Below are 24,618 nucleotides of genomic sequence, written 5' to 3' on the forward strand. Positions count from 1 at the left end.
TCTCTGGCCCCGGGCATCGACACCCGTCGGCCCACGTCGGCTAGTCGTTACCATGACACGGTAGGGCCTGCGACCGGCCATCACGTCCGTTTCCACGGACGCCGCCCTCGCGGGAGCGGTCGCCCGGAACCGCCTCACCCTCCGGGCAGAGACCGCCCGGTCGTGACCCTCCGGGCTGGAGGAGGTTCCCGCGCTCATGCGTGTCGTCGCCGTCGTCGTCACCGCCGTGTTCGTCGCGGCGGTCGCCGTCGGGGCCGTCGTGCTCGGGACCCGCGGCGGGGCGGCGGCCACCCGGCTGGAGACCACGTACGCCGCCGGGACGCCGCGGTGCGAGATCACCGACCCCCGGCTCCCCGAGATCAGCGGCACCGCCGAGCTCGACGGGGAGCTGTGGATGGTCAACGACAAGGGCGCGACGCTGTACCGCGTCGACAGTGCCTGCCGCGTGACGCGCTCGGTCGACCTGCTGCCCCAGCTCACGGACCGCAAGGTGCGGGTGCGCGACGTCGAGGACCTCGTCGCCTCGCCCGACGGCTGGCTCTGGATGGCCGACACCGGCGGCAACCGGGCGCCACGCTTCGCGGTGCAGCTCATCGGGTGGAACCCGACGACGCAGCAGACGAAGGTCGTCGTCCTCGACTACCCGAGCGGACGGCACGACACCGAGGCCCTCCTCGTCGGCGTCGACGGACGGGCGGTGCTCGTCACCAAGGAGGAGTTCGGTCCCGGGACGGTGTTCGTCACGCCGGGCCCGCTCGTGGACGGCAACCGGACCGCGCTCGTGCGGCAGGGCACGGTGGACCTCGGGGACCCCGGCGGGGCCTCGCGCGACCGGCTGGTCACCGGCGCCGCGGTGTCGTCCACCGGCGTCTTCGCCGTCCTGCGCACCTACCGGGACGCCTACGAGTACGACGTCGTCGACGGCGACATCGCCGCCGCGCTCGTCGGGGGGACGCCGCGCACCGTGCCGCTGCCCCCGAGCCGGCAGGGTGAGGCCATCACCTACGCCGACGCGGGCACGGCCTTCATCGCGACGACCGAGGGCCTGCCGGCCTCCGTCGACACCGTGCGGATCACCCGCACCCGCGTCGAGGTGCCGTGAGCCGGCGCCTGATCGCCGTGGCCGGCGCGATGGCCGTCGCGCTGCTCGGAGGGGTGGCCGTGCACCACACGGGGCAGGCCGTGACCGAGGCCGCCCGGGACGCCGGGCCCACCCCACGCGCGTCCGCCACCCCGTTGGCGCACGTGCCGCCGGTCGTCGGTGTGCAGTACACCGCCCTCTGGGACGGCGTCGAGGAGGCGGACCGGCGGCAGATGGTCGACGCCGTCTCCGGCGCCGGGGCGGGCTGGGTGCGGCTCGACGTCGCCTGGGCGACGCTGCAGCCCTCGGGACCGGACCGGTACGACACCGACTGGGGGGCGCGGCGCGTCGACGAGGCCATCACGACGGCCCGGGCCGGGGGACTCAAGGTCCTGCTCACCTTCTACTGGGCGCCGGGCTGGGCCACCGGCGGCGACGGCAAGGCGGCCCACCCCGACCCGGCGGCGTACGCCCGGGCGCTGCGGTGGGTCGCGGACCGGTGGGGTGACGACGTCGACGCCTACGAGGTGTGGAACGAGCCCAACGGCAAGCGGTTCTGGAACCCGCCGGACGCGAGGGCGTACGCGGCCCTCCTGCGGGCGGCCTACCCCGCCGTCAAGGCCGCCGACCCGACGGCCGAGGTCGTCATGGGCGGGCTGGAGTACGTCGACCTCGAGTGGCTCCAGGAGCTCTACGCCGCCGGCGCCAAGGGGTCCTACGACGTGCTCGCCGTCCACCCCTACCCCAGCCCCGGGGACCTGCCGCCGGGCGCGCCGCCGGACGGGTCGAAGTACCGGTTCCGCAACCTCGACGAGCTCATGGTCCTCATGCGCGAGCACGGGGAGGCGACGGTGCCGGTCTGGCTCACCGAGGTCGGCTGGTCCGCCCACGAGAACGACGCCGACGCCGAGGTGTGGGCGCTCGGCGTGAGCCCCGTCGACCAGGGCGCCTACCTCTACGACTCCGTCCGCCTCGTCACCGAGCGCTACCCGCAGGTGAAGGGCTGGTTCTGGTACACCGTGCGCGACACCGCGCTCGGCGACGTGCACCAGGACTCGTTCGGGCTCCTCCGGGCCGACGGCTCGCGCAAGCCGGCCTGGTACGCCCTGCGGTGCGTCACCGTGGGGGACTGCGCGGATGCTCCCTGACGACGTCGCGGCCGCCGTCCGCGCGGCCGGTCCCGACCCGGACGGCCTGCGGGAGGTGCGCAAGCCCGGGCCGCCGCGCCCCGTCCGGCGCTGGACCGGCGACACCGTGCTGCTGGACCTCGCGACCTCCGCCGAGGGGCGCCGGCTCGTCGCGGCCGAGGTGGCCGGGCGTCGGTGGGCCGCGGAGGCCGGTGTCCCCGTCCCGGCCGTCCTCGCCGTCGGAGCCGGCGACGGCTGGATGCTCACCGCGCGCGCTCCCGGCGTCTCCTGCCGGGGGGCGGGCGCCGTGCGCGCGGCCCTGGCGGCGGCCGACGCCGTCGCCGCCTGCCGGGCCCCCCTGCCCACCGTGCCGGCGTCGACGTGGCGCGGTGACCAGCGCACCCTCGTCGCGCGCGTCGCCCGGTCCGCCGTCGGCGGGCTCCCGCTGCGCCGGTTCCGGGCGGCGCGAGCCGCGGCGGCGGCGCTCACCGACCAGGCCCCGGGCCACGGCGACCTCTACCGCCGCAACGTCCTCGCCGACGGTGACCGCGTCTCGGTGGTCGACTGGGAGTTCCTCTCCACGCACCCGCGGTGGACCGACCACGTGCGTCTCTGGTCGACGCTCACGGACCCGGCCGACCGGGCCGTCGCGGTGGCGCACCTCGAGGCGGTCGTGCCGGCCGCGGCCCATGGCCACCTGGCCGTCCTCGTCCGTCACCTGAGCCTGCGGCTGCTCGCGGAGAACCTCGCCGCGCCGCCCGCCGAAAGAAATTCCGATGACGTGGATCACGCTCGCCGCGTTGTCCCCGAGGGCGAACGGCTGGCCTCCGTCCTCATCACCTGAGCCCGGAAGGCCCTCGGACCGGGTTTTCCACGTCCGGGAATAATCCGCTGCGGCAAGCGGTTAACCACCGTCGAGACAGGACGACGACTGCGCGTGTATCACGGCGCGGGAGCGTTCGTTCCTGTTTCACGACAACCACACATCGCCTCCTCGTCACGGGGAACGGCTCGTCCACATGGTCCGATCGGGCCGGTTGCGTGGCCGTCCGGGAACCGTGCACTATGGGGGCTTCCGCGACACCGCTCTTGCAGGGGGAGCTTCATCGTGGCGTTTATTGACGACCTCATTTCCAGGCCGGCGTATCCGGCTGCCGCACGTCCACATCCGGTGGTGACACGTCTCGAACGTGTCGTCAAGCGGGTGCTGGACCTTCTCATCGCCTCCGTGGCACTGCTCGTGCTGCTCATCCCGTTCGTCGTGGTGGCAGCGCTGGTCAAGTTCGACTCCAAGGGCCCGGTCTTCTTCCGGCACACCCGGGTCGGCGCGCACGGCCGCAGCTTCCGCATGTGGAAGTTCCGCACCATGGTCAACGACGCGGAGGCCCGCCTCCGTGAGCTGTCCGCGGTCGGCAACGTCTACGCGGACGGGCCGTTCGTGAAGATCGACCACGACCCGCGGATCACCAGGCTCGGTGCCTTCCTCCGGAAGACCTCCGTCGACGAGCTGCCACAGCTCCTCAACGTGGTCACCGGCGAGATGTCCCTCGTCGGACCCCGGCCGCTCGTCGCGGCCGAGGTCGAGGCGCTGGGTGACTCGGCGGAGGAGCGGCAGCGGGTGCTGCCCGGGATCACCGGCCTCTGGCAGGTGTCCGGCCGCTCCTCGACCACCAGTGACGAGCGCCTCGAGCTCGACCTCGAATACGTGCGCCGCCGCGGGCTCTCCTTCGACCTCCGCATCCTGCTCCTCACCGTCCCGGCCGTCCTCTGGCGCCGGGGGGCCATGTGAGCAGCGCTCCTCCGTCGCCCCGGGTCCTCCACGTCGCCCAGCCGGTCACCGCCGGCATCGCCGTCGCCGTCACCGGCTACGTGTCGATGCTCGCCGAGCGGGGCTGGGAGTCCGTCGTGGCCTGCCCGCCGGGCGGTGACCTCGCCGCGACGGCGCAGGCCGCGGGAGCGCGCTGGGTGCGCTGGGACGCGACCCGGTCTCCCGGCCGGTCCTCGCTGGCCGAGGCGCGCGCGCTGGCCCGGGTCGTCGAGGAGGTGCGCCCCGACGTCGTGCACCTGCACAGCAGCAAGGCCGGGCTCGCCGGCCGGCTGCTCGGCCGCTCCGGCGTGCCCGTCGTCCTCACCCCGCACGCCTGGAGCTGGCACGGCACCAGCGGGCCCGTGGCCCGCGCGGCCCGGACCTGGGAGCGCGCAGCGGCCCGGCGCGCCGACGTCGTGCTCTGCTGCGGGTCCGACGAGGTCGACGAGGGCGTGGCGGCCGGCGTCAGACCCCACCGCTGGGACGTCCTCGCCAACACCGTCGACCCCGACGCGCTGCCGCCGCTGGACCGGGCCGCAGCCCGGTCCCGGCTCGGTGTCCCGGCCGACCGGGCGGTCGTCGTCTGCGCCGCGCGGGTCAGCCACCAGAAGGGCCAGGACGTGCTCTTCGAGGCCTGGCGGGCCGCCGCCCCGGACGCCACGCTCGTCCTCGTCGGTGCGGTCGCCGACCGCGACCGGATCCTCGCGCTCGCCCCGCCCGGCACCGTCGTCGTCGTGCCCGCGTCCCGGACGGACGTCCTGCTGTGGTGCGGTGCCGCCGACCTCGTCGTCGCTCCGTCGCGCTACGAGGGCCTGTCGCTGGCCGCCCTGGAGGCCGCCGCGATGGGCGCCCCGGTGCTCGCCACGGACGTCGGCGGGATGCGGGAGGCCCTGACGGGTACTCCCGCCCGACTGCTCCCCACCGAGGACGCGCTGGCCCTGGCCGCCGCGATCTCCGACGGACTGGTGCGCCGCGCGGAGCTCGCGCTCACGGCCACCTCCGCCGCCGCGGACCTGCGGCAGCGCCTCCGGACCCGATGGGCCGACAACGCCGACCACCTCGACCGGCTGTACCGCGAGCTCGTCATCACGCACGCCCCCGTCGTGCCCTCCGTCGCCCCCCGCTCTCGCGCGGCGACCTCCGCCCGTCCCCCGTCGGTTCTGCCGACGGCCCCGGGCACCACCGAGCGGCCCGTGCCGCCGGCCCACGACCGGGCGCCTCGTCCCGACGTGCACCACCTCACCCCGACCTCGGTCGGGGGTGTTCCCGCAGGAGGATCTCGATGATCCGTCGTCTCGCGTGCGTGCTGCTCGCAGCCGCATCGATGGTCATCACCGTCCCGGCCCCTCAGGCATCCGCAGTGGATGCCGGGATCGAGACACTCACCGCCACGCCGCTCGACACGTGGCAGACGAACGGCACGGTCTGGGCCATCCAGGTCGTCGGCGACGTCGCCTACGTCGGTGGCAGCTTCACCACGGTCCGGCCACCGGGTGCCGCCCCCGGGACCCAGGAGGTCTCGCGGCGGTTCGCCGCGGCCTTCGACGCCCGCACCGGGGCGCTGCTGCCGTGGAACCCGACGTTCTCGGGCACGGTCAGCTCCTCGACCGACACCAACTGCCCCTCCGTCGGCGGCGGGAAGCGCGAGTGCGGCACGGTCTGGGACATGGACGTCACGCCCGACGGCAGGACGCTCTACATGTCGGGTGACTTCACCCAGGTCAACGGCCAGTGGCGGATGGGCCTGGTCGGCTTCGACACCGCCACCGGCGCCATGACCGACGTCTACCGCGCCGGCATCTACGGCCGCGCGATGGCCGTCACCGCGACGAACACGACGGTCTACGTCGGCGGCAACTTCAGCAAGCTGTCCGACGGCAGCGTCCGCAGCCGCCTCGCGGCCTTCTCCCGGACCACCGGGGAGACGCTGCCCTGGGCGCCGTCCGCCGACGACACCGTCCGCAAGCTCAAGGTCGCGCCGGACGGCTCCAAGCTCGTCGTCGGCGGCAACTTCTCCACGATCGACGGCACCGGCCCGCGGCGCCTCTCGGCCGTGACCCTCGACACCGGCGCGCACATCACGTCGTTCAACGCGACGAACAACTTCGCGACCAACGCCTGGGTCGAGGACATCGAGGTCTTCGGTGACTCGCTCTACGTCGCCGGCGAGGCCTCGGGCTCGATCAACGAGGGCATCGACCAGTACGACAGCGCCGGCGTGCGCCAGCACTTCGACAACTGCCTCGGCGCCTCGCACTCCGTCGCCGTGCTCCGCGGGGTCGTCTACGCCGGCTCGCACTCGCACAACTGCGGGTCGACCGCCAGCGGCTCGGGGATGGTCGACGGCTTCACCGAGCAGTACCAGTCCACCGACCCCGAGACCTCCCGCCGCTACAAGCTGCGCGCCGAGGTCCCCGTGGGCGACGGCAAGTTCCAGCTGCTGAACTGGACCCCGCAGACCGACGACGGCAACGGCCCGCGCGAGATGGCGACGGTCGGCAACGACATGCTGTGGATCGGCGGCGAGTTCACCCTCGTCAACGACAACCTCCCCCAGCAGGGGCTCACCCGCTTCGCGTACAAGGACGCCGGCGGCGTGCCGTCGGCCCCGCGCCGCGGCGACGCCCCGATCGCCTACTCCTCGGTCCCCGGGCGGGCCACCGTCACGTGGTCCACCGGCGAGGACCGCGACAGCCGCACCGTCACCTACCAGGTGGTCAAGGACGGCAACACCTCCGCGCCGGTCTACTCGACGGCGATGGAGACCAAGCCCTGGTACCCCGGGTGGATGTCCTGGACCGACTCCAGCGTCGTGCCGGGCTCCACGCACACCTACGCCGTCCGCGGCGTCGATCCCGACGGCCGGGTCGGGCCGCTGTCGCCGGCCACGACGGTCGTCGTCCCGAGCAGCGCCACCGCGCCCAGGGACGTCCCGGCCAAGGACGGCGCGCGCCTGTCCTACCCGCTGGACGAGAGCGCCGGCTCGAGCACGGTGCGGGACGTCGTCGCCGGCCGCTCCCTCTCCGTCGGCTCCCGGGCGACGCTCGGACGCCCCGGCGTCACGGGCCTCGGCGGCACCGCGGTCTCCCTGAGCGGCCTCAGCGGCGCCGCCCTGGCGGACCAGACCGCGGAGTGGGCGAAGAAGCAGGCAAGCATCGAGCTGTGGTTCTCGACGTCGTCGTCGCTGGGAGGCCGGCTGGCCGGGATGGGCAACTCGCGCAGCACCGGTGGCACCTCGAGCAGCACCGACCGCGTCGTCTACCTCACCAACGACGGGCGGGTCGCCTTCGGCGTCGCGTCCGACCAGCGACGCACGCTGTTCTCCGGCAGCGGCCTCAACGACGGCAGGTGGCACCACGTCGTCGCCACCATCGACTCCCTCAACGGGACCGTGCTGTACGTCGACGGCAAGGCCGTCGGGTCCGACCCCGACGCGCACACCATCGCCCGCCTCAACGGGTACTGGCGTCTCGGCGGCGACTCGCTGAGCGGGTGGCCCTCGCGTCCGTCCAGCGACTGGTTCTCGGGCACCGTCGACCAGTTCGCGCTCTACACCTACCCGATGACCCCGGGCCAGGTGTCCCGGCACTACGGGCTCGCGGGCGGGCCGGTCGCCGACACCCAGCCGCCCACGGTCCCCGGCGGGGTCTCGGCCGCGGCGAACGGCCAGGACGTCACGGTGTCGTGGAACGCCTCCACCGACGACGACTCGGTGGCCGAGTACCGCGTCTACCGCGGGACGTCGGCGGGCTTCACCGCGGACGACGCCTCGCAGGTCGCCCGGACCGGCGCCCTGTCGACCGTCGACCCGGGCGTGGCCGCCGGCACCTGGTACTACAAGGTCGCCGCCGTCGACCCCAGCGGCAACGTCAGCGCGGCCTCGTCGGCCGCCTCGGTGACGGTGACCGAGCCGCCCCCGACCCCGCAGGCGCTCGCGCCGCTCGAGGACACCTGGGTGAACTCGACGAGCACCGGAACGAACTACGGCGCCAGCTGGGTGATGCGCTCGCGGGGAGGGACCTCCGAGCAGGTCTCCTACCTGAAGTTCCGGGTGCCGACGGTGCCGGCGGGCAAGGCGCTGAAGAGCGCCACGCTGGCGCTGTCGTCCTCGGCGAACAGCTGGGCGTCGACCACCGAGACGCAGGAGATCCGGGTCGTCACCGACTCCTCCTGGTCGCAGTCGACGATGACCTGGGCCAACCGGCCGGCGGTGTCCGGCACCGTCGCCGGGACGCTCGCGGGCATCGGGGTCGACGAGAACCGGACGGTGACCCTCGACCCGGCGACGCTCAGCGCGTACGCCGGGCAGGACCTCACCCTCGCCGTCGTCGGGACCGGCGCGGACAACGCCGAGTTCGACACGAGAGAGGCCCCGTCCGGGTCTCCCGCCCTCACCGTGCTGATCGGCTGACGGCGATGCGCGGCGGTCGCCTGCGGGCAGCGGTCCTGGTCCTCACCACGGCGATCCTCGCCGCCACCGGAACCGCGCTCGCCCCGGGCGCCGCCGCCGTCGTCGACCCCGCCCCCCTCGCCTCCTGGCGCCCGGACAACGGGCACACCTACGCCATGGTGCGGGCCGGCGACACGATGGTCCTCGGCGGGGACTTCTCGTGGATGCGGGGCCCGGACGGGTCGGTCACCCGTCGCTACGGTCTCGCCGCGGTGAGCCTCACCACCGGCGAGCTGCTGCCCTGGGCGCCGGCGGTCGACGGTGCCGTGTGGTCGCTCGAGCTCACCCCGGACGGCGGCAGCGTCTACGTCGGCGGGTCGTTCACCGCGGTGGGCGGGACGGCCCGGGGCAACCTGGCCCGGGTCGGCCTGTCCTCCGGGGCGGTCGCCTCGTGGCGGGCCGACACCAACGGGCAGGTCCGGGACACCGCGCTGCACGACGGGCAGCTCTACGTGGTCGGCTCGTTCTCGACCGTCGGCGGACAGTCCCGCGGGCGCGGGGCGACCCTCGACCCCGGCAGCGCGGCGGTCGGCGCGTGGAACCCCCGGGCCAACAGCGGCATCCGGTCCGTCGCCTTCGGGCCCACCGGCGCCACCGCCTACCTCGGCGGCACCTTCACGACCCTGTCCGGCGCGGCCCGCGAGTTCGCCGGCGCGGTGGACGCCACGAGCGGGGCGGTCACCTCGTGGGTCCCCCGCTCGTCGTGCAACGACGCGAACAACCCCTGCTACGTCTTCGACGTCGTCGTCACCGACGACCTCGTCCACCTCGCCGTCGGGGGACCTGGCGGACGGGTCACGACGCTTGACCGGGCCACGGGGTTCGAGCGCTGGTGGGCGGGTGGCGACGGTGACGTCCAGGTGCTCCGGCTGCGCGACGGCAAGCTGTACGCCGGCGGGCACTTCGACACCGCGTTCGCCGGGTCCCCGCGGGCAGGGGTCGTCGTCCTCGACGCCCTGAGCGGGGCCGTCCTGCCGGACGTCACCGCCCGGGTCCTCGGCTGGTCCGGCGTGTGGGCGATGACCCTCGACGGGTCGCGGTTCGGTATCGGCGGGCACTTCGAGACCGTCGACGGCGTGACGACCCGGCGGTACGCCGCGTTCTCCGTCGTCCCCGACCCCGCGGACACCTCGCCGCCCTCGGTGCCCGGCTCCGTCGTCGCCCCCGCCGCGCTGTCGGACGAGGTCAGCCTGTCGTGGAACGAGTCCCAGGACGACGTCGCCGTGTCGCACTACGTCGTGCACCGCGACGGTCAGCCCGTCGCCGAGGTCAACCGGCCGTTCTTCCGCGACCGGACGGTGCTGCCCGGCACCCAGTACCGCTACACGGTGCGCGCGGTCGACACCTCGGGCAACGCCGGCGATGCCAGCGGCGTGGTCACGGTGACCACCGAGGCCGCGCGCTCGCTGCTCGTCGGCCACACGACGCCGGTCCGGTTCCTGTCCACCGGCAACGCCCCGTCCGGCGCCTGGACCACGACGGGCTACGACGACTCCGGCTGGTCCGTGGGCGCCGGCGAGCTCGGCTACGGTGACGGCGACGAGGACACCTTCATCAGTCCCCTCGGTGTCGCGCACTACTTCCGCACCGCGTTCACGATCCCCGACCTGTCGGCGGTGTCCGGGCAGCGACTGCGGCTGCTCGTCGACGACGGCGCGGTCGTGTACCTCAACGGCTCGGAGCTCGTCCGCGAGAACATGCCGAACGGGACCGTGTCCAGCACGACGCTCGCGTCGTCGGGCATCGGCGGCACGGGCGAGATGGACTGGTCGACCTACGCCGTCCCGGGCGGCCGGCTGGTCCAGGGCGCCAACGTCCTCGCCGTCGAGGTGCACAACGCGTCGTCCTCCTCGTCGGACGTCAGCTACGCGGCGCGGGTGGAGTACACGCCGCAGTCCGCGCCGGCGACCCCGACCGGTCTGACCGCGACGGCGACGTCGTCGTCCTCGGTGGACCTCACCTGGGGCTCGGCGGCCGGGGCCACGGGCTACGACGTCCAGCGGGGCGGCACCACCGTCGCCACGGTGGCCTCGCCCGCGTTCACCGACACCGGCCTCACCGAGAGCACGCAGTACTCATACCGGGTGCTCGCCCGCAACGCCTCCGGGGCGAGCGCGCCCAGCGCGGCGGTGTCGGTGACCACGTCGGCCGCGCCCGCCCCGCCCGCGAGCCCGGCCGCACCCGTCCTGACGGCCCCGAGCTCGACGAGCGTACAGGTCGGCTGGAGCGCCGTGGCCGGCGCCACCGGGTACACCGTGCGCCGCGACGGCACGGCGGTGGCCACGACGTCCAGCACCTCGTTCCTCGACTCCGGGCTCTCTCCGCAGACGCAGTACACGTACTCGGTGGTCGCCTCCAACGACGCCGGGTCCAGCGCGCCCGGGCCGGGTGCCTCGGTCACGACCCCGGCCGCCCCGGCGGCGCCGCCGCCGGCCCCCACCGGGCTCGCGTCGTCGGCCGTGACCTCGACGGCGGCGACCCTGTCCTGGCAGCCGGCCGCCGGCGCCGAGTCGTACACGGTCCAGCGGGACGGCACGGCCGTCGCGACCGTCACGGGCACGGGCTGGGAGGACACCGGCCTCTCGGCGGACCTGACCTACGACTACCGGGTCCTCGCGAGCAACGGCAACGGGTCGAGCGCGCCGAGCGCGACCCTCACCGTCCGGACCCGGACCCTGCTCCTCAGCGGTGACACCTGGCGGATGAACGGCACCGGCGCCGACCTCGGGACGGCCTGGCGGGCCCCGACCTACGACGACTCCTCGTGGCAGCGCGGGCCCAGCCAGTGGGGCGTGGGCGACGGCGACGAGGCCACCGTCCTGCAGTGGGCGACCGCCCCGCGTCCGGTCACCGCCTACGGCCGCACGACCGTCGACATCGGCCCGACCACCGCCGACGTCACCGCGCTGCGGATGCGCCTGCTCGTCGACGACGGCTGCGTCGTCTACGTCAACGGCAGCGAGGTCTACCGCTTCAACCTGCCCACCGGGCCGATCGACTCGCAGACCCGGGCGCTGCGCTATATCGCGGGCAGCGAGGAGAACCTGTGGCGCACCGTCGACGTCCCCGCGAGCGCCCTGGTCCCCGGCCGGAACGTCGTCGCGGTGGAGGTCCACCAGGACCAGCCGAGCTCGAGCGACATCTCGCTCGACCTGGAGCTGGGTCCGGTCCGCTGAGCCCGGCGGGCCCGGGGTGGAGGCGAGACCCCCCGGGCCCGTCGTCAGCGCAGGGCCACCCACTCTCCCGGGTCCTCGTCCGGGAGGTCGGGCTGGGCGAGGGCGAGCACCCGCACCGACGGCAGGTCGGTCTGGGCGCCGAGGGTCGTCATGAGCGCGGCGTCGCAGGCGTCGCGTCCGGTCCCGGCCCGCACCATCGAGCGCCGCGGGGCGAGCCGGGTGGCGTCGAGCACCCACCACGCGTCGTCGACCGCGACCTCCGCGACGGCGTGCGAGTCCATCGGTGACAGGCCCGGCGCGTAGACCGACACGTAGCGGGCCGGGATCTCCAGGGCTCGCAGCACGGCGACGAGCAGGTGGGCGTAGTCCCGGCAGACCCCGCGTCCGGTGAGCAGCGGGACGAGCGCGTCGTCGCCGGGTCCGGTCGACCCGGGCACGTACTCGGTGCGCTCGTGCACCCACTCGGCGGCGCGCAGGGCCCGGACGCGGTCGTCGGCCCGCGAGCCGAACTCGCGCTCGGCCCACCCGGCCAGCCGGTCGCTCGGGCAGTAGCGGCTGGGCAGGACGAAGGTGAGCCGGTCGGCGTCGGTGACCTCGGGGGAGAGGGCGGCGCCCGGTCCGCCGCGCCCGACGACGCCGGAGTAGCGCACGTGCAGCCGTCCGAGCGGCACGTCGACGAGGTGCACGCGGGTGCCGTGCGAGAGCGCCACCGGGGTGACCGGCACCACCCCGGCGGGCCCCGTGGCGACCAGCGCGTCCTGCGCCCCCAGGTGGCCGGCCACGGCGAGGCAGAGCGCGATGCGGCCCGGCGTCGTCACCTCAGCGGTGATCTCGACCTCGACCTCCACCCGGTCCAGGGCGGGGGCCACCGGCGGCCGACCGGCCGGCGGACCCGACGACGGCGTCACGTGCGGCTCGCGCGGCGGACGAACGCGGCGAGGTCGGCGCTCTGCCGGCGGCGGCTCTCGTCGTGGACGTACATCATGTGCCCGGCGGGGTAGTAGTGGTGCTCGATGTTCGCCGACAGCTCCGGCGGCAGCCCCATCCGGGCGAAGGTCTCGCGGGCGGCGAAGTACGGGGTGGCGCCGTCGTACCAGCCGTAGGCGACGTGGACCCGCAGGTCCGGGTTGGCCCGCATGGCCCGCGCCAGGCGGCCGGTGACGTCGACCGACCGTCCCTCGAACTCCTTGTACGACCACGCCTCGTGGGTGGCTTGCGACAGCAGCTCGTAGGGCAGGTCGCTCTCGTAGCCGAGCTCGGCACGCACGTAGTGGTTCCACGCGGCGGCGTAGGGGCCGGCGATGGCGTCCATGCTCGGGTCGGTGTCGGCCTTCTCCGCCACCGGGTTACCGGCGGGCCCGGAGAACCGCCCGTCGAGCCGGCCGACGACACGGCGCTCGCGGCGCAGCAGCTCGGCGAAGAAGTGCAGGTGCTCGACGCGCAGGTCGGACAGGTCGACGTACTCCGGGCTCAGCCCGGTGAGCCGGGCGACGGTGTCGACGGCGGCGGACCGCTCCTGCGGGGTCAGGCGGTCGCCGCGGGAGAGGGCCCAGGGGTAGTCGCGCTCGACGAACGCCTCGGCCTCGGCGAGCACGTCGGCGAGCGCCCTCGACCCGTGCCGGCCGTGGTGGTGGGCGATGGCGGCGTACGTCGGCAGGAAGCCGACGTGGCTGCGGTCCTCCGGCTCCTCGGAGCCGATCGAGCCCAGGTCGAGCACGGTCGAGACGAGGACGACCCCGTCGAGGTACATCCCGCGGCGGGTCTGCAGGTGCTCGGCGACGGCCGCGGCCCGCAGCGTGCCGTACGACTCACCGGCGAGGAACTTCGGGGAGAGCCACCGGTCGTGGCGGGTCGTCCACAGCCGGATGACCTCGGCGACGCTCTCGACGTCCCCGGTGAACCCGTGGTACTCCCCGGGCCGGCCGCCCTCGACGGCCCGCGAGAACCCGGTCGAGACGGGGTCGACGAAGACGAGGTCCGCCTCGGCCAGCAGCGTCTCGGTGTTGTCGGTCAGCCCGTGCGGCGGGCGCGGCGCGCCGTCGGCGTCGCGGGCCAGCACCCGCCGCGGTCCGAGGAGGCCGAGGTGCAGCCAGACCGAGCTCGACCCGGGCCCGCCGTTGAAGGCGAAGACGACCGGACGGGGCCGGTCGCCGGAGGGCTCGACGACGTAGGAGGTGAGGAACACCTCGGCCCGGGGCTTGACCCCGGCGAAGACGCCGTCCTCGAGCACCTCCTCGCGCAGCACGACCCGCCCGGTCGTCGCCGTGTAGGACAGCGCCTTGCGCCCCCGACCGAGGGTGTGCGTCGTCGTCACGAGGTCGTCGGTGGGCGGGGCCGGCGCCGTCGTCGCGCCCGGCGCGGTCGCCCCGGACGGCGGGGGCGTCGCGGTGTCGGGGGTCGTCCTCGGGGTCTCGGCGGTCGGCTCCTCCATGGCGCCGACCCTAACCGCCGACGACCCGTGGGTCGCCGGCCGCGCGTCCCCGGCCGGTCAGAGCCGGCCGAGTCCCTCGGCGACGAGGACGAGCCCGAAGACGACGAAGGCGGCGGCGGCGCCGTAGCGGATGACCTTCTCCGGCAGCTTGCGGCCGAGGACCGCGCCGACGCCGATGGCCAGGGCGTCGGCGGCGACCATGCCGACGGTGCTGCCGAGCCAGGTGCCGAGCCAGCCCTCCTGGGTGGCGAGCGTGATGGTGGCGAGCATCGTCTTGTCGCCGAGCTCGGCGAGGAAGAACGCCCCGCCGACGGCGAGGATGGCGGCGCCGGTGCTGCGCCGCGCCTTGTCGGCCTCGTCCTCGGTGAGCTCGTCGCCGCGCAGGGTCCACGCGGCGAAGACGAGGAAGGCGACACCGGCGACGATGCTGATGGTGTCCTGGTACTGCGCGAAGGCGGTGCCGACGACGGCGCCGATGGCGACGGAGGCGAGGTGGACGATCGCCGTCGCGGCGGTGATGCCGATGAGGACGTCGCGCACGCGGTAGCGGGTGGCGAAGGTCATGGCCATGAGCTGGGACTTGTCGCCGAGCTCGGCGACGAAGATGACGGCGGTACTGAGCAGGAACGCGTACATGGAGTGGGGGCTCTTCCTCGTGCCGGACGAGGGGCCGTCATGGACGGACGTCTCGGCCGGCACGTCCGGGGTCGGGCGTGCACTGGCCGAAAGTCTCGTCCGCCACCCGTGGGTGGCCCGCCGCACCGGACCCGCGGGTCAGTGTGTCGACACGGCGATCGGGGACTACTCCCTTCCGGGGCGCCACTCTAGCGATCCGGGCGGGACGGCGCGAACCGGGTCCGGGCCGGCGGTATGGACCACCGCCGGGCCGTCGTTGGCCCTCCCGCGTCCCTGCTCCCGACCCCCGGAGGTTCCCCCGTGCCCGACACCCCGACGCCCACGTCCGCCCCGCGCGAGTGGCGGCTCGCCGCCCGCCCGACCGGCTGGCCCACCGCGGAGGACTTCGAGCTCGCCGGGAGCGAGGTCCCGGACCTCGCCGACGGGCAGGTGCGGGTGCGCAACGTCGTCCTGTCTGTGGACCCGTACATGCGCGGGCGGATGAGTGCCGCGAAGTCCTACGCCGAGCCGTACGCCGTGGGCGAGGCGATGACCGGCGGGGCCGTCGGCGTCGTGGAGGAGTCCCGCGCCGACGGCGTCGAGGTCGGACAGCACGTCCTCCACGCGCTCGGCTGGCGCGAGGTCGCCGTCCTCGACGCGGCGCAGGCCCGGGTGGTCGACGTCGACGCGGCCCCCGCGTCGGCCTACCTCGGCGTCCTCGGGATGACCGGCCTCACCGCCTACGCCGGCCTGACCCGGGTCGCCGCCCTGCGCGAGGGCGACGTAGTCTTCGTCTCCGGCGCCGCCGGGGCCGTCGGCGGAGCGGTCGGACAGATCGCCAAGGCCCTCGGCGCCTCGCGCGTCGTCGGCAGTGCCGGGTCGCCGGAGAAGGTGCGGCACCTCACCAAGGACCTCGGCTTCGACGCGGCCTTCTCCTACCGCGACCGCCCGGTCCGGGAGTCCCTGCGCGAGGCCGCCCCGGACGGCGTCGACGTGTACTTCGACAACGTCGGCGGCGACCACCTCGAGGCCGCGGTCGGCTCGCTGCGGCGCGACGGCCGGATCGCGGTCTGCGGGATGATCTCGGTCTACAACGACACCGAGCCCGCCCCCGGCCCGCGCAACCTCTCGCGGCTCATCCAGACCCGCGGCCGGATCGAGGGCTTCCTCGTCGGTGACCACTCCGACCTCGCGGGCGAGTACGCGCAGCGGGCGGCCGGGTGGCTGGCCGATGGGTCCCTGTCCCTCCGGGAGACGACCGTCGACGGGTTCGAGCACGCCGTCGACGCCTTCCTCGGCGTCATGCGCGGCGAGAACACCGGCAAGATGGTCGTCCGCCTCTGAGGCGCCCACAGGGTCGCCCGCCACCGCCATGCGGCCCACCTTCGACAGGCGTACGCTCGCGACGACCGAGGGGTCTCGGGCGCCGCACGGCTGGCTTAGCGTCAAGCGTCCACGGTCGAGCAGCGTGCCGGGTCACCCTTCGCCGTCCCCACCTCCCGGAGGTCCGCCATGCCGCTCACCCGACGCCAGCTCCTCGGAGCCGCCGGCGCCGCGTCCGCCCCGCTCGCCCTCAGCGCGTGTGGCGGCTTCTCGACCTCGGGGGGTGACTCGGGGTCCTCGTCCGACAGCAAGACCATCACCTTCACGACGTGGGGCACCGACTCCGAGCTCAAGGGCTTCCGGGACGCCATCGCCTCGTTCGAGAAGGCCAACGAGGGCGTCACCGTCAAGCTCAACTCGGTGCCGTACGAGCAGATGTTCACGACCATCGACGCCCAGCTGCAGGCCGGCAACCCGCCGGACGTCTTCCGCGTGCCCTACTACACCTTCGGCAGCTACGCCGGCCGCGGCCAGCTGCTCGACCTGTCCACGCACCTGCCCGACGGGTTCTCCGACCGGTTCACCCCGCAGGCCTGGGCCGCGGTGCAGAACGGCCAGAAGCCGTTCGGGGTGCCGCACCACACCGACACCTCGGTGATCCTCTACAACACGGAGATGCTCGACAAGGCCGGCATCCGCGACATCCCGAAGACCATCGAGGACGCGTGGACGTGGGAGGAGTTCGAGGCCATGGCCGTCGAGCTGCGCGGCTCGATGCCCAAGAAGACGTGGCCGTTCGCCTACAACTGGCAGGGCAACGGCGTGACCCGCTGGCTCAGCTGGCTGTTCGAGGCCGACGGCCGGTTCCTCTCCGAGGACCTCAAGAGCGCGGCCATCGACTCCGACGCCGGGCGCAAGGCGGTCGAGTTCACCCAGGGCTTCTTCCGCAAGAACCTCGTGCCGCCGAACAGCTCGGTGAAGTCCTCGACCTACGCGCAGGACATCTGGTACTCGCAGACCTGCGCCATCGACTGGGCCGGCGCGTTCATCATCCCGGACGCCACCGACACCCTGGACTTCGACTGGAACGTCACCTTCCCGCCCAAGGACGTCCGTTGCGCCGGTGACTTCGGCGGCAACGCGCTCGTCGCCACGAAGGCCGCGAAGGACCCCGAGCTCGTCGCGAAGTTCTTCGACCACGTCACCCAGGAGGAGCAGATGCGCGCCTTCTGCGCGGGCGCCTCCCTCCTGCCGACCCGCAAGGACCTCGTCGAGTCCGGCATCGACTTCGACGTCCGTCCCGAGCTGTCGCCGGTCTTCGTCGCCCAGGCCGGCGCCGTCCTGCCGCAGGACTCCGGCCAGGTGGCCTCGCCCTCGATGTCGAACATCATCACCGTCCTCAAGGACCAGCTCGAGGAGGCCTTCATCGGCGGCCGGAGCGTCGAGGACACGGTGAAGGGCCTCCAGGACGGCATCGGCGCGGCCGTGGCGCAGTGAGCCCGAGGTGACGACGACGGCCACCGAGCCGCGCGACCGGGCCGGGGACACCGGCCCGGCCGAGCCGCCGCAGCGCCTCCGGACCCGCCGCCCCGGCGCGGTCCGCGAGGCGCTGGCCGGGTACGGCTTCCTCGCCCCGAGCGCGCTGCTGCTCGGCGTGTTCGTGTTCGTCCCGCTGGCCGGGGCGCTGGCCCTCAGCCTTCAGCGGACCAACGGGTTCGGCGAGGGCACGTGGATCGGGTTCGACAACTACGCCCGGCTGTTCGGCGACCCGGTGTTCTGGCGGGCCTCGCTCAACACCGTGCTCTTCACGCTCGTCGTCACGCCGGGGTCGATGGCGCTGGGGCTCGGCGCGGCCGTCCTGCTCAACTCGGTGCTGCCGGCGCGGGGGCTGTTCCGCTCGATCCTCATCCTGCCCATGGCGGTGTCGGGGGTCGCGACCGCGCTCATCGGCGTGCTCGTCTTCGACCAGAACAGCGGCTTCGCCGACTCAATGCTCGGTGCGCTCGGTCTGCCTCAGGTCGACTGGCAGTCCAACGGCACCGCGGCGTTCGTCAGCGTCGTCCTCGTGACGCTGTGGTGGCGCACCGGCTTCAACATGCTCATCTACCTCGCCGGGCTCCAGGGCATCAGCCGCGAGCTCATCGAGGCCGCCACGCTCGACGGTGCCACCGTGTGGCAGCGCTACCGGTACGTCATCGTCCCCATGCTCGGGCCGTCGACGTTCTTCCTCGTCATCATGAACGTCATCTACTCCTTCCAGGTGTTCGACATCGTCTTCGTCCTCACCGGAGGCGGTCCGCGGAACGCGACGACGGTGCTCGTCACCTACGCCTACGACAACGGCTTCGTTGTCCGCGACCAGGGCTACGCGGCGACCATCGGTGTCGTGCTGCTCGTCGTCAGCCTGGCCTTCACCTGGCTGCGCTGGCGGACCAGCCGGACCCGGGACCTCGTCGGATGAGTGCCACCCCGACGGCCCCGGCCACCCCGGTCGCCGACGCCACGGCGACGCCCCCCGCGGCGTCGCGGCGGCAGCGGCGCGACCGCTGGCTGCCGGTGCGGCTCGTGGCGGCGGTCGTCGTCGCTCTCGTCACGCTGTTCCCGCTCTACTGGATGGTCGTCGTCGCGTTCACGAGCCGGTCGCAGCTGCTCGGCGGGTCGCTCAAGTTGTGGCCGGGCGAGCTGACGCTGGACAACTTCCGGCGCATCCTCGACGCGTTCCCGGTGTGGCAGTGGGTCGGGAACTCGATCGCCATCGCCCTCGTCGTGTCGCTGCTGTCGGTGGCGGTGAGCATGCTCGCCGGGTACGCCTTCGCGCAGCTGCGCTTCCCGGGGTCGACGGCGCTGTTCCTGCTCACCGTGGCCAGCCTCATGATCCCGCTGCAGGTGATCATGGTGCCGCTCTTCCGGCTCGTGACGTCCATGGGGCTGTTCGGCAGCTACTGGGCCGTCATCCTGCCCACCGCGGCGACGGGGTTCGGGGCGTTCCTCGCCCGGCAGTTCGTCCTCGCCGTGCCGCGCGACATCATCGACGCCGCCCGCATCGACGGCGCCGGCCACGCCCGCATCTTCTGGCGCATCGTCCTGCCGCTGTGCCGGCCCCTGCTCGCGGTGCTGTTCTTCATGAGCCTGCTCCAGTCCTGGAACGACTTCGCCTGGCCGCTGGTCGCGCTCCAGGACAACGCGCTCTACACGCTGCCGATCGGCCTGCTCTACCTCCAGGGACAGCTGGGGTCGGACTACGGCGGGACGATGGCGTTCGCGCTCGTCAGCGTGCTGCCGATGGTCGTGCTGTTCCTCGTGGCGCAGCGCTGGTTCGTCGAGGGCTTCGCCCGCAGCGGCATCCGCTGACCGCGCGTCGTCACCGGCCCGGCCGATACCGGACGAGCTGAGACCGGATCGCAACCCGTTCGGCTCCCACCCGTGCCGCCGGCGGCGCAGCATGGGACGTCGGTGGGGCCGACGTCGGCCCCGGTCGCCGATCCGGGAAGGGGTGGTCGACGTGGCCGTCTGCATCGGCAGGGCCCGGGCAGCCCGCCTGATCGCCCCCGTCCTGCTGGCCGTCCTCTCGCTGGCCGCCTGCACGCCCAAGGGCCTCGTCATCGCCAACCACAGCGGCGCACCGGTCCGGGTCGTCAACGAGGCCGAGGGCTCCGTCATCGCCGAGGAGCCCCCGGACAACGCGAGGGTCCAGATCCGCATCGCAACGAACCGCGACGGCTGCGCCGACGGGTGGCGCATCACGGCGACGCGTCCGGACGGCACCGAGGTCGCGGCGATCGACGACCCGTGTCAGGGCGGCTGGACCATCGAGTGACGACGACCCGCCGGCCCGTCCCGGTCGGCCGGCGGGCCATCGACCGGGCCCGGAGGTAGTCCGGCCCCTTCTGCCAGACTCTCCCGTCTGCGCCGCGTCTCGCACCGGCCCGTGTCTGCCCGGCAGACCTCGACCGGGCCGTGGCCGGCTGAGCCGGACCGTGGCGACCGCGCAATCCTCGGGCAGGGGCCGGATGACGCGCATGACACGGTCCGCGATCGGACCGAGGCCCCGGGTCTCGGCGTGGGCGGCTCGCGCGGATGACGCCCTGCTCTCGTGGCGCGACCATGTCGCAGCCTCGACGCCGCGACGAGCCGGGCGAACCGGGACAACGGGCCCTCCCGAGCTCCTGTAGACACCAGCAGGCCGGTGCAGCCGCTCCGGGCGAGGACGTCTTCGCGACGAGCGTTGTCGACGTCGGCGGCCGTCCGCCCCGGCGCGGCACCGTCGGTCGCGCCGACATCCTCGTCCTGGACGCCGCGCCGGTGGAGAACTTCGCCGTCGCTCGGCTCGCGGAGATGTTGGACCACGGCGCCGAGCCGGCACCCCGGCGGTGACACCGCGCCGATGCCACCCCGGCTTGCTCAGGTCGTCGGTGGGTCGATGGGGTCGCCGGGGTGCTGGGCGGGTGACCCGGCCCGCATCCGGCCACCGACGCGGTGGCAGCAGCTGTCGACGAAGTCGTTCCCGGTGTCGACGGCGGCCAGACGTGCGCGGAGTCGCGCGAGGAGGGTCTTCACGGGTGGTCCTCTCGGATTGGTGGGGGCGTGCTGCCCTCGGGTGGGTGGAGGTGGTTCTCGACGGGTCACGCCGCCAACAGATGGGGCAGCGACCGCGCGAGGTGGACCGCTCGCGCTCCGCGGCCGAGGGAGTAGTAGATCCACGTGCCTCGTCGCCGGCTCTCGACCAGCTGCGCCTCACGCAGGACCTTCAGGTGGTGCGAGATGGCCGGCGCGCTGAGCGTGAGCCCGGAGGACAGGTCGCAGACGCAGATCGGACCGTCGGCCGCGAGGACCGCGGCGAACAGACGGACACGGGCGGGGTCGGCGAGCGCCTTGAACGCCGCCGAGACGCCGTCGACGGCGTCCTGGCTCTGCACGCCTCCCACGGGGCTGGTCGCATCCATCCGTCGTGGCACCTCCGACTGTTGATTCGATAGTTCGCAAACTATCGAAGTAAGGGCGAGAGGTCAACCCCTCGCGCATGCGGCACAGCCGGGTCACGATCGCTGGCGGCACGGGATCGAGGTGCCCCCGGCCACCGCCGACTCGCGCCGCAGGGCTGGTTCCTCCGGCCGGACGTGGCGCGCGAGCGGCTCATCGTCAACACCGCGGACGCCCTCGCTCACATCTCGAAGCGCACCCTGCGCCTGCGCGTGACGAGGCCAAGTGCTCATCGAGGCACTGGTGCTGACCGCCGGCCTCGGGCGACAGGTGCGTGGTCGCGTCCCTGGTGATGTCGATCCCGGTGGCCCGGCAGATCCGGTCGGAGAGGACCTCGGTCGGGGGTGGTCGAACCGGCCGGTGAAGACCTGCTCAGGCACCCCGTGCCGGGTCAGCGCGGCCTCGAACGCGTCACACCCGTGTTCCGGGGTGTCAGGGCAGCGCTGACCGCGTACCGGGAGTGGTCATCGATGCCGGCCAGACACGTGATGCTGGTGCCGACGGTTTCAGAAGTCACAGCACCCCTGTGGCAGGCAGGCTCAGCCGGCCGCTCGACCTGCGCATCCGCGCCCAGCCCACGTCGTTGAGACGCCATGAGACGCCCTGCGACTGCACCACCACTGCACCGCATGGGGCCGGGTGCGCGTCGCTCAGGTGCGGAGGGCGGCGGCGAGGTCGGCGAGCTGGTACTCGACGATGTCCAGGACGAGCCGCGGTTCGACACGGGAGTACTCGTGGACCACGACGTTGCGCAGACCAGCGATGGACGCCCGAGGCACGCCCTGGCATGCAGGATCGTGTCTCCCCGGGCAGAGCGCGGACGGCCTCGCCGATGACGGCGAGGTTGCGCAGCACCGCGTCACAGGCCATGGCGGTGAAGTCACCCGAGGTCAGGTGCGGTGCGTAGTCCTGGCAGCGCTCGATGGCGTGCAGGATGTCCTCGAACCGCTCGCGGTCCGACCGGCTCACACGGCCACCGCGTCCGCCAGGGCGCTGGCCGAGACCTCCTTGCGCAGGAGAGAGACCGCCACGACGTCGACCTCGGCCCCGAGCAGTGCGCTCAGCTCCTCGGCAATTCCCGAGACGCGCAACAGCGGGCTGCCCGCTTCGGGCACGAGGTCGACAAGGAGGTCGAGGTCGCCGGCTTGACCGGCGTCCCCTCGGGCCACGGATCCGACCAGTCGCGCGTCGGTAGCGGCGTAGCGCCCCAGGACCTCGTCTACCTCGCCTCGGTGGCGGGTGATCGCCGAGCGCAGAGCGACGCTCCGGCTGGTCACGGCGTCCATGCGTCAAGGGCAGAGCCCGCGCCGCGTCGGCGTGCCGCGCTGGCCACGAGGGCCGCAACGATCGGCTCGGCAGCTGCCCCCGGCGCCGCGCCCTGGACGCCGGCGCCAGGGGCTTCCTGCTCAAGGACCGCCCACCGCACGAGCTCGTCGACGCGATCCGGCGCGTCGCAGCCGGCGAGCAGGTCATCGACTCCGAGCTGGCCGCCCAAGCCCTGCGGGCCCCGGCCAACCCCTTGAGCGAGCGGGAGGCCGAGGTGCTGACCTGCTACGCCGTGGGCAGCGACGCCAAGGCAATCGCCTCGCAGCTGCACCTGTCCCAAGGCACCGTCCGCAACTACCTCGCGTCCGCCACCACGAAGCTCGACGCCCGCAACCGGGTCGACGCCATCCGGATCGACTCCGAGGCAGGCTGGATCCAGCCAGGTCGACGCGGCTGAGCACGACGCTGCACGCGCACGGGCGGCGTGACCATGCAGAGTGCACGGATTCGGGTGCATGCCGGGCCGCGGGCCGGTGCAGCCGGCCCTTGTGGCACCGGCCGAGTCCGGGGAGGCTGGTGGTGCACCCGAACCGAGGAGGGCAGCGTGAACCAGACTGAGATCGAGGCCGAGCTGGCCGAGCCCGGCGCCCAAGAGATCCTCGAGCGCACCTTCGCGCACCAGGCCTGCACCGGCCGCGACGGCACGCCGCGCGCCATGTACGACCAGCAGGTGCGCATCGTCATCCGTCCGACCTGGGCCCGCTTCTACGACTTCGGCGCCGGACGGATCCCGGCGTCGCTTCAACGGCTGGCCGAGCAGAGCGCCGCAGGGGCCTCCCATGGCTGACCGGGAGCCGATGGTCGTCATCGCCGGTCACTACCGGGTCGACGCCGAGCAGCGGGACGAGGTCGTCGCCGCCTTCGCCGACATGGTCACCCGCGCCCGCGACGCCGACGGCTGCATCCACGTCGCCATCACCGCCGACTCGGTCGACCCCGAACGGATCGACAACGTCGAGGTGTGGCGGGACGCCGGCGCGTTGGAGGCGTGGCGCGCCCGGGCGGACGCCCCCGACCCGGGCGTCGCGATGCGCGACCTGACGATGGCCCGCTACGACGCCGTCGACGGCGGTCCGCTGTTCCCGTGAACGGCCCTGCCCTGGCCCTGAACCCGACCCTGCACGACAGCCACGACAGGAGACCCACATGATCATCGTCTGCGGCCACCTCGAGGTCGACCCCGACCGTCGCGCCGACTACCTCGAGCGCAGTGCCGACGTCGTGCGCCAGGGACGGGCGGACGACGGCTGCCTGGAGTTCTCGATGAGCGCCGACCTGCTCGAGCCGGGCCGTATCGTCGTCCTGGAGCGCTGGCGCTCGCGCGAGGCGGTCGAGGCCTTCCGCGGCGACGGACCGGAAGGGGAGCAGGCCACCGACATCCGCGGCGGCGACGTGCGCGAGTACGACGTCGCCGACGAGCGACCCCTGATGTGACGGCGCCCCTGCTCTGCCTCGGGATCACCGGCGCCGTCAACGTGCCGCTCAACGACACCCTGGCCGCGGCGGGCGACGAGTCGGCCGTGCGGGCGGCCTTCGAGCGACCCTGGACGGCCGCTTACCTTGTCCGCACCGCGATGGCGCCCGGCGCCGTCCTCGCCGTCACCACATCCGGATGAGCCAGGTACCGGGCGATGGGTCGAGCGTCCTGGCGTCGACTCCGGCCGGTGGTCTGAGGTCGACGGCAGGGCAAAGGCCACGAACACGGCGCAGAGCCATTCCGAAGTCGTTGCGACACGGAATGTTTGGTGGGCCCCGTGGGGCTCGAACCCACAACCTACGGATTAAAAGTCCGCAGCTCTACCGATTGAGCTAGAGGCCCGGGCGACCGCCGACGAGGGCCGGGATCGCGCCGCGGGCCAGTATGTCGCACCAAGCGGACGCCCCTCACATGGCGACGGGCGGGGCGCCGACCCGGAGGGGGTGGTCGGCGCCCCGCCCGTCAGGCGGAGCAGGGTGTGCTCAGGCCGCGCAGTCGAGACAGAGGCTCGTGCCCGGCTTGGACTCCTGCGAGCGGTGCACCAGCAGGAAGCAGCCGATGCACGCGAACTCGTCGAGCTGCTGGGGGACGACCCGGACCTCGAGGGAGAGGTCGGAGAGGTCGGCGCCGGGGAGCGTGTGGCCGTCGGCGGGGTCGGTGTCCTCCTCGAGGAGGTCGACCGAGGTGCGGGAACGGGCGGCGTCGAGCTCGACGAACGCGTCGCTCTTCTCCTCTTCACCGTCGCGGACCCGGGGAGCGTCGTAGTCAGTAGCCATGTCTGCACCTTCCGTGTGCGAGGGAGAGGGGCCGTCTGCTAGACCCCCG

Annotated in this window: 26 protein-coding genes and 1 tRNA gene; 18 read left to right on the plus strand and 9 right to left on the minus strand. The window is 73.5% G+C overall.

Annotated features, from left to right (window positions below):
* The first annotated feature begins 196 nt into the window (after positions 1–196).
* The 7 genes from EPD83_RS00805 to EPD83_RS00835 all read left to right on the plus strand — a co-directional run bounded on the left by EPD83_RS00805 (position 197) and on the right by EPD83_RS00835 (position 11,641).
* Positions 197–1,102, plus strand: coding sequence for a hypothetical protein (locus EPD83_RS00805; RefSeq protein ID WP_128365010.1), 906 nt, complete (start codon positions 197–199; stop codon positions 1,100–1,102).
* Positions 1,099–2,229 carry a cellulase family glycosylhydrolase gene (locus tag EPD83_RS00810; protein WP_128365008.1) on the plus strand — a complete coding sequence of 377 codons (1,131 nt, stop codon included), beginning with the start codon at positions 1,099–1,101 and terminating at the stop codon, positions 2,227–2,229. The genes EPD83_RS00805 and EPD83_RS00810 overlap by 4 nt, the downstream gene beginning before the upstream one ends.
* Positions 2,219–3,052 carry a phosphotransferase gene (locus tag EPD83_RS00815; protein ID WP_128365006.1) on the plus strand — a complete coding sequence of 278 codons (834 nt, stop codon included), beginning with the start codon at positions 2,219–2,221 and terminating at the stop codon, positions 3,050–3,052. The genes EPD83_RS00810 and EPD83_RS00815 overlap by 11 nt, the downstream gene beginning before the upstream one ends.
* 330 nt (positions 3,053–3,382) lie before the next feature.
* The gene (locus tag EPD83_RS00820; RefSeq protein ID WP_164896035.1) at positions 3,383–3,997 is read left to right on the plus strand and encodes a sugar transferase; all 615 of its coding nucleotides are present in this window, start codon (positions 3,383–3,385) and stop codon (positions 3,995–3,997) included.
* Positions 3,994–5,301 (plus strand): glycosyltransferase, encoded by a 1,308-nt coding sequence (locus EPD83_RS00825; protein ID WP_205859355.1) that lies wholly within the window; start codon positions 3,994–3,996, stop codon positions 5,299–5,301. Before EPD83_RS00820 ends, EPD83_RS00825 begins: the two co-directional genes overlap by 4 nt.
* Entirely contained in the window at positions 5,298–8,426 is a 3,129-nt protein-coding gene (locus tag EPD83_RS00830; protein ID WP_164896034.1) for a CBM96 family carbohydrate-binding protein, read from the plus strand. Before EPD83_RS00825 ends, EPD83_RS00830 begins: the two co-directional genes overlap by 4 nt.
* A gap of 5 nt (positions 8,427–8,431) precedes the next feature.
* Positions 8,432–11,641, plus strand: a complete 3,210-nt coding sequence (locus EPD83_RS00835) for a fibronectin type III domain-containing protein (RefSeq protein ID WP_128365001.1) — start codon at positions 8,432–8,434, stop codon at positions 11,639–11,641.
* 44 nt (positions 11,642–11,685) lie between these two features.
* Here the strand turns inward: EPD83_RS00835 and EPD83_RS00840 are convergent, their stop codons facing one another.
* The 3 genes from EPD83_RS00840 to EPD83_RS00850 are packed head-to-tail and all read right to left on the minus strand — an operon-like array spanning position 11,686 to position 14,708.
* Positions 11,686–12,510 (minus strand): transglutaminase-like domain-containing protein, encoded by an 825-nt coding sequence (locus EPD83_RS00840; protein WP_164896032.1) that lies wholly within the window; start codon positions 12,508–12,510, stop codon positions 11,686–11,688.
* Positions 12,511–12,545: 35 nt separating this feature from the next.
* Positions 12,546–14,072, minus strand: coding sequence for a S10 family peptidase (locus EPD83_RS00845; protein ID WP_128364998.1), 1,527 nt, complete (start codon positions 14,070–14,072; stop codon positions 12,546–12,548).
* A 57-nt stretch (positions 14,073–14,129) separates the two neighbouring features.
* Positions 14,130–14,708: a TMEM165/GDT1 family protein gene (locus EPD83_RS00850; protein ID WP_128364996.1), complete on the minus strand. Its 579-nt coding sequence runs from the start codon at positions 14,706–14,708 to the stop codon at positions 14,130–14,132.
* Between the two features lie 300 nt (positions 14,709–15,008).
* Here EPD83_RS00850 and EPD83_RS00855 point away from each other — a divergent pair, with 300 nt between their 5' ends.
* From EPD83_RS00855 to EPD83_RS00880, 6 genes are all read left to right on the plus strand, one after another.
* The gene (locus EPD83_RS00855; RefSeq protein ID WP_235950271.1) at positions 15,009–16,031 is read left to right on the plus strand and encodes an NADP-dependent oxidoreductase; all 1,023 of its coding nucleotides are present in this window, start codon (positions 15,009–15,011) and stop codon (positions 16,029–16,031) included.
* Between the two features lie 168 nt (positions 16,032–16,199).
* Positions 16,200–17,507, plus strand: a complete 1,308-nt coding sequence (locus EPD83_RS00860; RefSeq protein ID WP_128364993.1) for an ABC transporter substrate-binding protein — start codon at positions 16,200–16,202, stop codon at positions 17,505–17,507.
* 7 nt (positions 17,508–17,514) lie between these two features.
* Positions 17,515–18,471 (plus strand): carbohydrate ABC transporter permease, encoded by a 957-nt coding sequence (locus tag EPD83_RS00865; RefSeq protein WP_128364991.1) that lies wholly within the window; start codon positions 17,515–17,517, stop codon positions 18,469–18,471.
* Positions 18,468–19,361, plus strand: coding sequence for a carbohydrate ABC transporter permease (locus EPD83_RS00870; RefSeq protein WP_128364990.1), 894 nt, complete (start codon positions 18,468–18,470; stop codon positions 19,359–19,361). The genes EPD83_RS00865 and EPD83_RS00870 overlap by 4 nt, the downstream gene beginning before the upstream one ends.
* Before the next feature lie 151 nt (positions 19,362–19,512).
* Positions 19,513–19,827: a hypothetical protein gene (locus tag EPD83_RS00875; protein WP_128364988.1), complete on the plus strand. Its 315-nt coding sequence runs from the start codon at positions 19,513–19,515 to the stop codon at positions 19,825–19,827.
* Between the two features lie 287 nt (positions 19,828–20,114).
* Complete coding sequence (locus tag EPD83_RS00880; protein WP_128364986.1) at positions 20,115–20,384, plus strand: hypothetical protein; 270 nt, start codon at positions 20,115–20,117, stop codon at positions 20,382–20,384.
* Positions 20,385–20,411: 27 nt separating this feature from the next.
* Here the strand turns inward: EPD83_RS00880 and EPD83_RS00885 are convergent, their stop codons facing one another.
* The 4 genes from EPD83_RS00885 to EPD83_RS00900 form a co-directional block, all read right to left on the minus strand.
* Positions 20,412–20,567, minus strand: a complete 156-nt coding sequence (locus EPD83_RS00885) for a hypothetical protein (protein WP_164896030.1) — start codon at positions 20,565–20,567, stop codon at positions 20,412–20,414.
* Between the two features lie 65 nt (positions 20,568–20,632).
* A complete protein-coding gene (locus tag EPD83_RS00890; protein WP_235950272.1) occupies positions 20,633–20,926 on the minus strand; it encodes an ArsR/SmtB family transcription factor in 294 nt (97 codons plus the stop codon).
* A 714-nt stretch (positions 20,927–21,640) separates the two neighbouring features.
* Entirely contained in the window at positions 21,641–21,769 is a 129-nt protein-coding gene (locus tag EPD83_RS21015; protein ID WP_164896028.1) for a HepT-like ribonuclease domain-containing protein, read from the minus strand.
* Between the two features lie 186 nt (positions 21,770–21,955).
* Positions 21,956–22,276 carry a nucleotidyltransferase family protein gene (locus tag EPD83_RS00900; protein ID WP_128364982.1) on the minus strand — a complete coding sequence of 107 codons (321 nt, stop codon included), beginning with the start codon at positions 22,274–22,276 and terminating at the stop codon, positions 21,956–21,958.
* A 233-nt stretch (positions 22,277–22,509) separates the two neighbouring features.
* Here EPD83_RS00900 and EPD83_RS20300 point away from each other — a divergent pair, with 233 nt between their 5' ends.
* From EPD83_RS20300 to EPD83_RS20305, 5 genes are all read left to right on the plus strand, one after another.
* On the plus strand, positions 22,510–22,713 hold the full coding sequence (locus EPD83_RS20300; RefSeq protein ID WP_205859356.1) for a response regulator transcription factor: 204 nt from the start codon (positions 22,510–22,512) through the stop codon (positions 22,711–22,713).
* A gap of 147 nt (positions 22,714–22,860) precedes the next feature.
* A complete protein-coding gene (locus EPD83_RS00910; protein WP_128364978.1) occupies positions 22,861–23,103 on the plus strand; it encodes a hypothetical protein in 243 nt (80 codons plus the stop codon).
* Positions 23,096–23,404 (plus strand): putative quinol monooxygenase, encoded by a 309-nt coding sequence (locus EPD83_RS00915; RefSeq protein ID WP_205859357.1) that lies wholly within the window; start codon positions 23,096–23,098, stop codon positions 23,402–23,404. The genes EPD83_RS00910 and EPD83_RS00915 overlap by 8 nt, the downstream gene beginning before the upstream one ends.
* 58 nt (positions 23,405–23,462) lie before the next feature.
* On the plus strand, positions 23,463–23,750 hold the full coding sequence (locus EPD83_RS00920) for a putative quinol monooxygenase (protein ID WP_128364976.1): 288 nt from the start codon (positions 23,463–23,465) through the stop codon (positions 23,748–23,750).
* On the plus strand, positions 23,747–23,932 hold the full coding sequence (locus EPD83_RS20305) for an anthrone oxygenase family protein (protein ID WP_205859358.1): 186 nt from the start codon (positions 23,747–23,749) through the stop codon (positions 23,930–23,932). The genes EPD83_RS00920 and EPD83_RS20305 overlap by 4 nt, the downstream gene beginning before the upstream one ends.
* 127 nt (positions 23,933–24,059) lie before the next feature.
* On the opposite strand, the gene EPD83_RS00930 is transcribed toward EPD83_RS20305, so the two are convergent.
* Positions 24,060–24,135 (minus strand) — tRNA-Lys (locus EPD83_RS00930).
* A 140-nt stretch (positions 24,136–24,275) separates the two neighbouring features.
* Entirely contained in the window at positions 24,276–24,569 is a 294-nt protein-coding gene (locus tag EPD83_RS00935) for a DUF4193 family protein (protein ID WP_128364975.1), read from the minus strand.
* Positions 24,570–24,618: the final 49 nt, after the last annotated feature.

Source organism: Phycicoccus flavus, from assembly GCF_004025965.2.
GTDB classification, from domain to species: domain Bacteria; phylum Actinomycetota; class Actinomycetes; order Actinomycetales; family Dermatophilaceae; genus Phycicoccus; species Phycicoccus flavus.

Excerpts from the sequence above, each read along its gene's own strand:
- EPD83_RS00805 (WP_128365010.1), top strand. The coding sequence starts at position 197 with ATGCGTGTCGTCGCCGTCGTCGTCACCGCCGTGTTCGTCGCGGCGGTC.
- EPD83_RS00815 (WP_128365006.1), top strand. The coding sequence starts at position 2,219 with ATGCTCCCTGACGACGTCGCGGCCGCCGTCCGCGCGGCCGGTCCCGAC.
- EPD83_RS00830 (WP_164896034.1), top strand. The coding sequence starts at position 5,298 with ATGATCCGTCGTCTCGCGTGCGTGCTGCTCGCAGCCGCATCGATGGTC.
- EPD83_RS00835 (WP_128365001.1), top strand. The coding sequence starts at position 8,432 with ATGCGCGGCGGTCGCCTGCGGGCAGCGGTCCTGGTCCTCACCACGGCG.
- EPD83_RS00845 (WP_128364998.1), bottom strand. The coding sequence starts at position 14,072 with ATGGAGGAGCCGACCGCCGAGACCCCGAGGACGACCCCCGACACCGCG.
- EPD83_RS00850 (WP_128364996.1), bottom strand. The coding sequence starts at position 14,708 with ATGTACGCGTTCCTGCTCAGTACCGCCGTCATCTTCGTCGCCGAGCTC.
- EPD83_RS00860 (WP_128364993.1), top strand. The coding sequence starts at position 16,200 with ATGCCGCTCACCCGACGCCAGCTCCTCGGAGCCGCCGGCGCCGCGTCC.
- EPD83_RS00870 (WP_128364990.1), top strand. The coding sequence starts at position 18,468 with ATGAGTGCCACCCCGACGGCCCCGGCCACCCCGGTCGCCGACGCCACG.
- EPD83_RS00880 (WP_128364986.1), top strand. The coding sequence starts at position 20,115 with ATGTCGCAGCCTCGACGCCGCGACGAGCCGGGCGAACCGGGACAACGG.
- EPD83_RS00900 (WP_128364982.1), bottom strand. The coding sequence starts at position 22,276 with ATGGACGCCGTGACCAGCCGGAGCGTCGCTCTGCGCTCGGCGATCACC.
- EPD83_RS00915 (WP_205859357.1), top strand. The coding sequence starts at position 23,096 with ATGGCTGACCGGGAGCCGATGGTCGTCATCGCCGGTCACTACCGGGTC.
- EPD83_RS00920 (WP_128364976.1), top strand. The coding sequence starts at position 23,463 with ATGATCATCGTCTGCGGCCACCTCGAGGTCGACCCCGACCGTCGCGCC.
- EPD83_RS00935 (WP_128364975.1), bottom strand. The coding sequence starts at position 24,569 with ATGGCTACTGACTACGACGCTCCCCGGGTCCGCGACGGTGAAGAGGAG.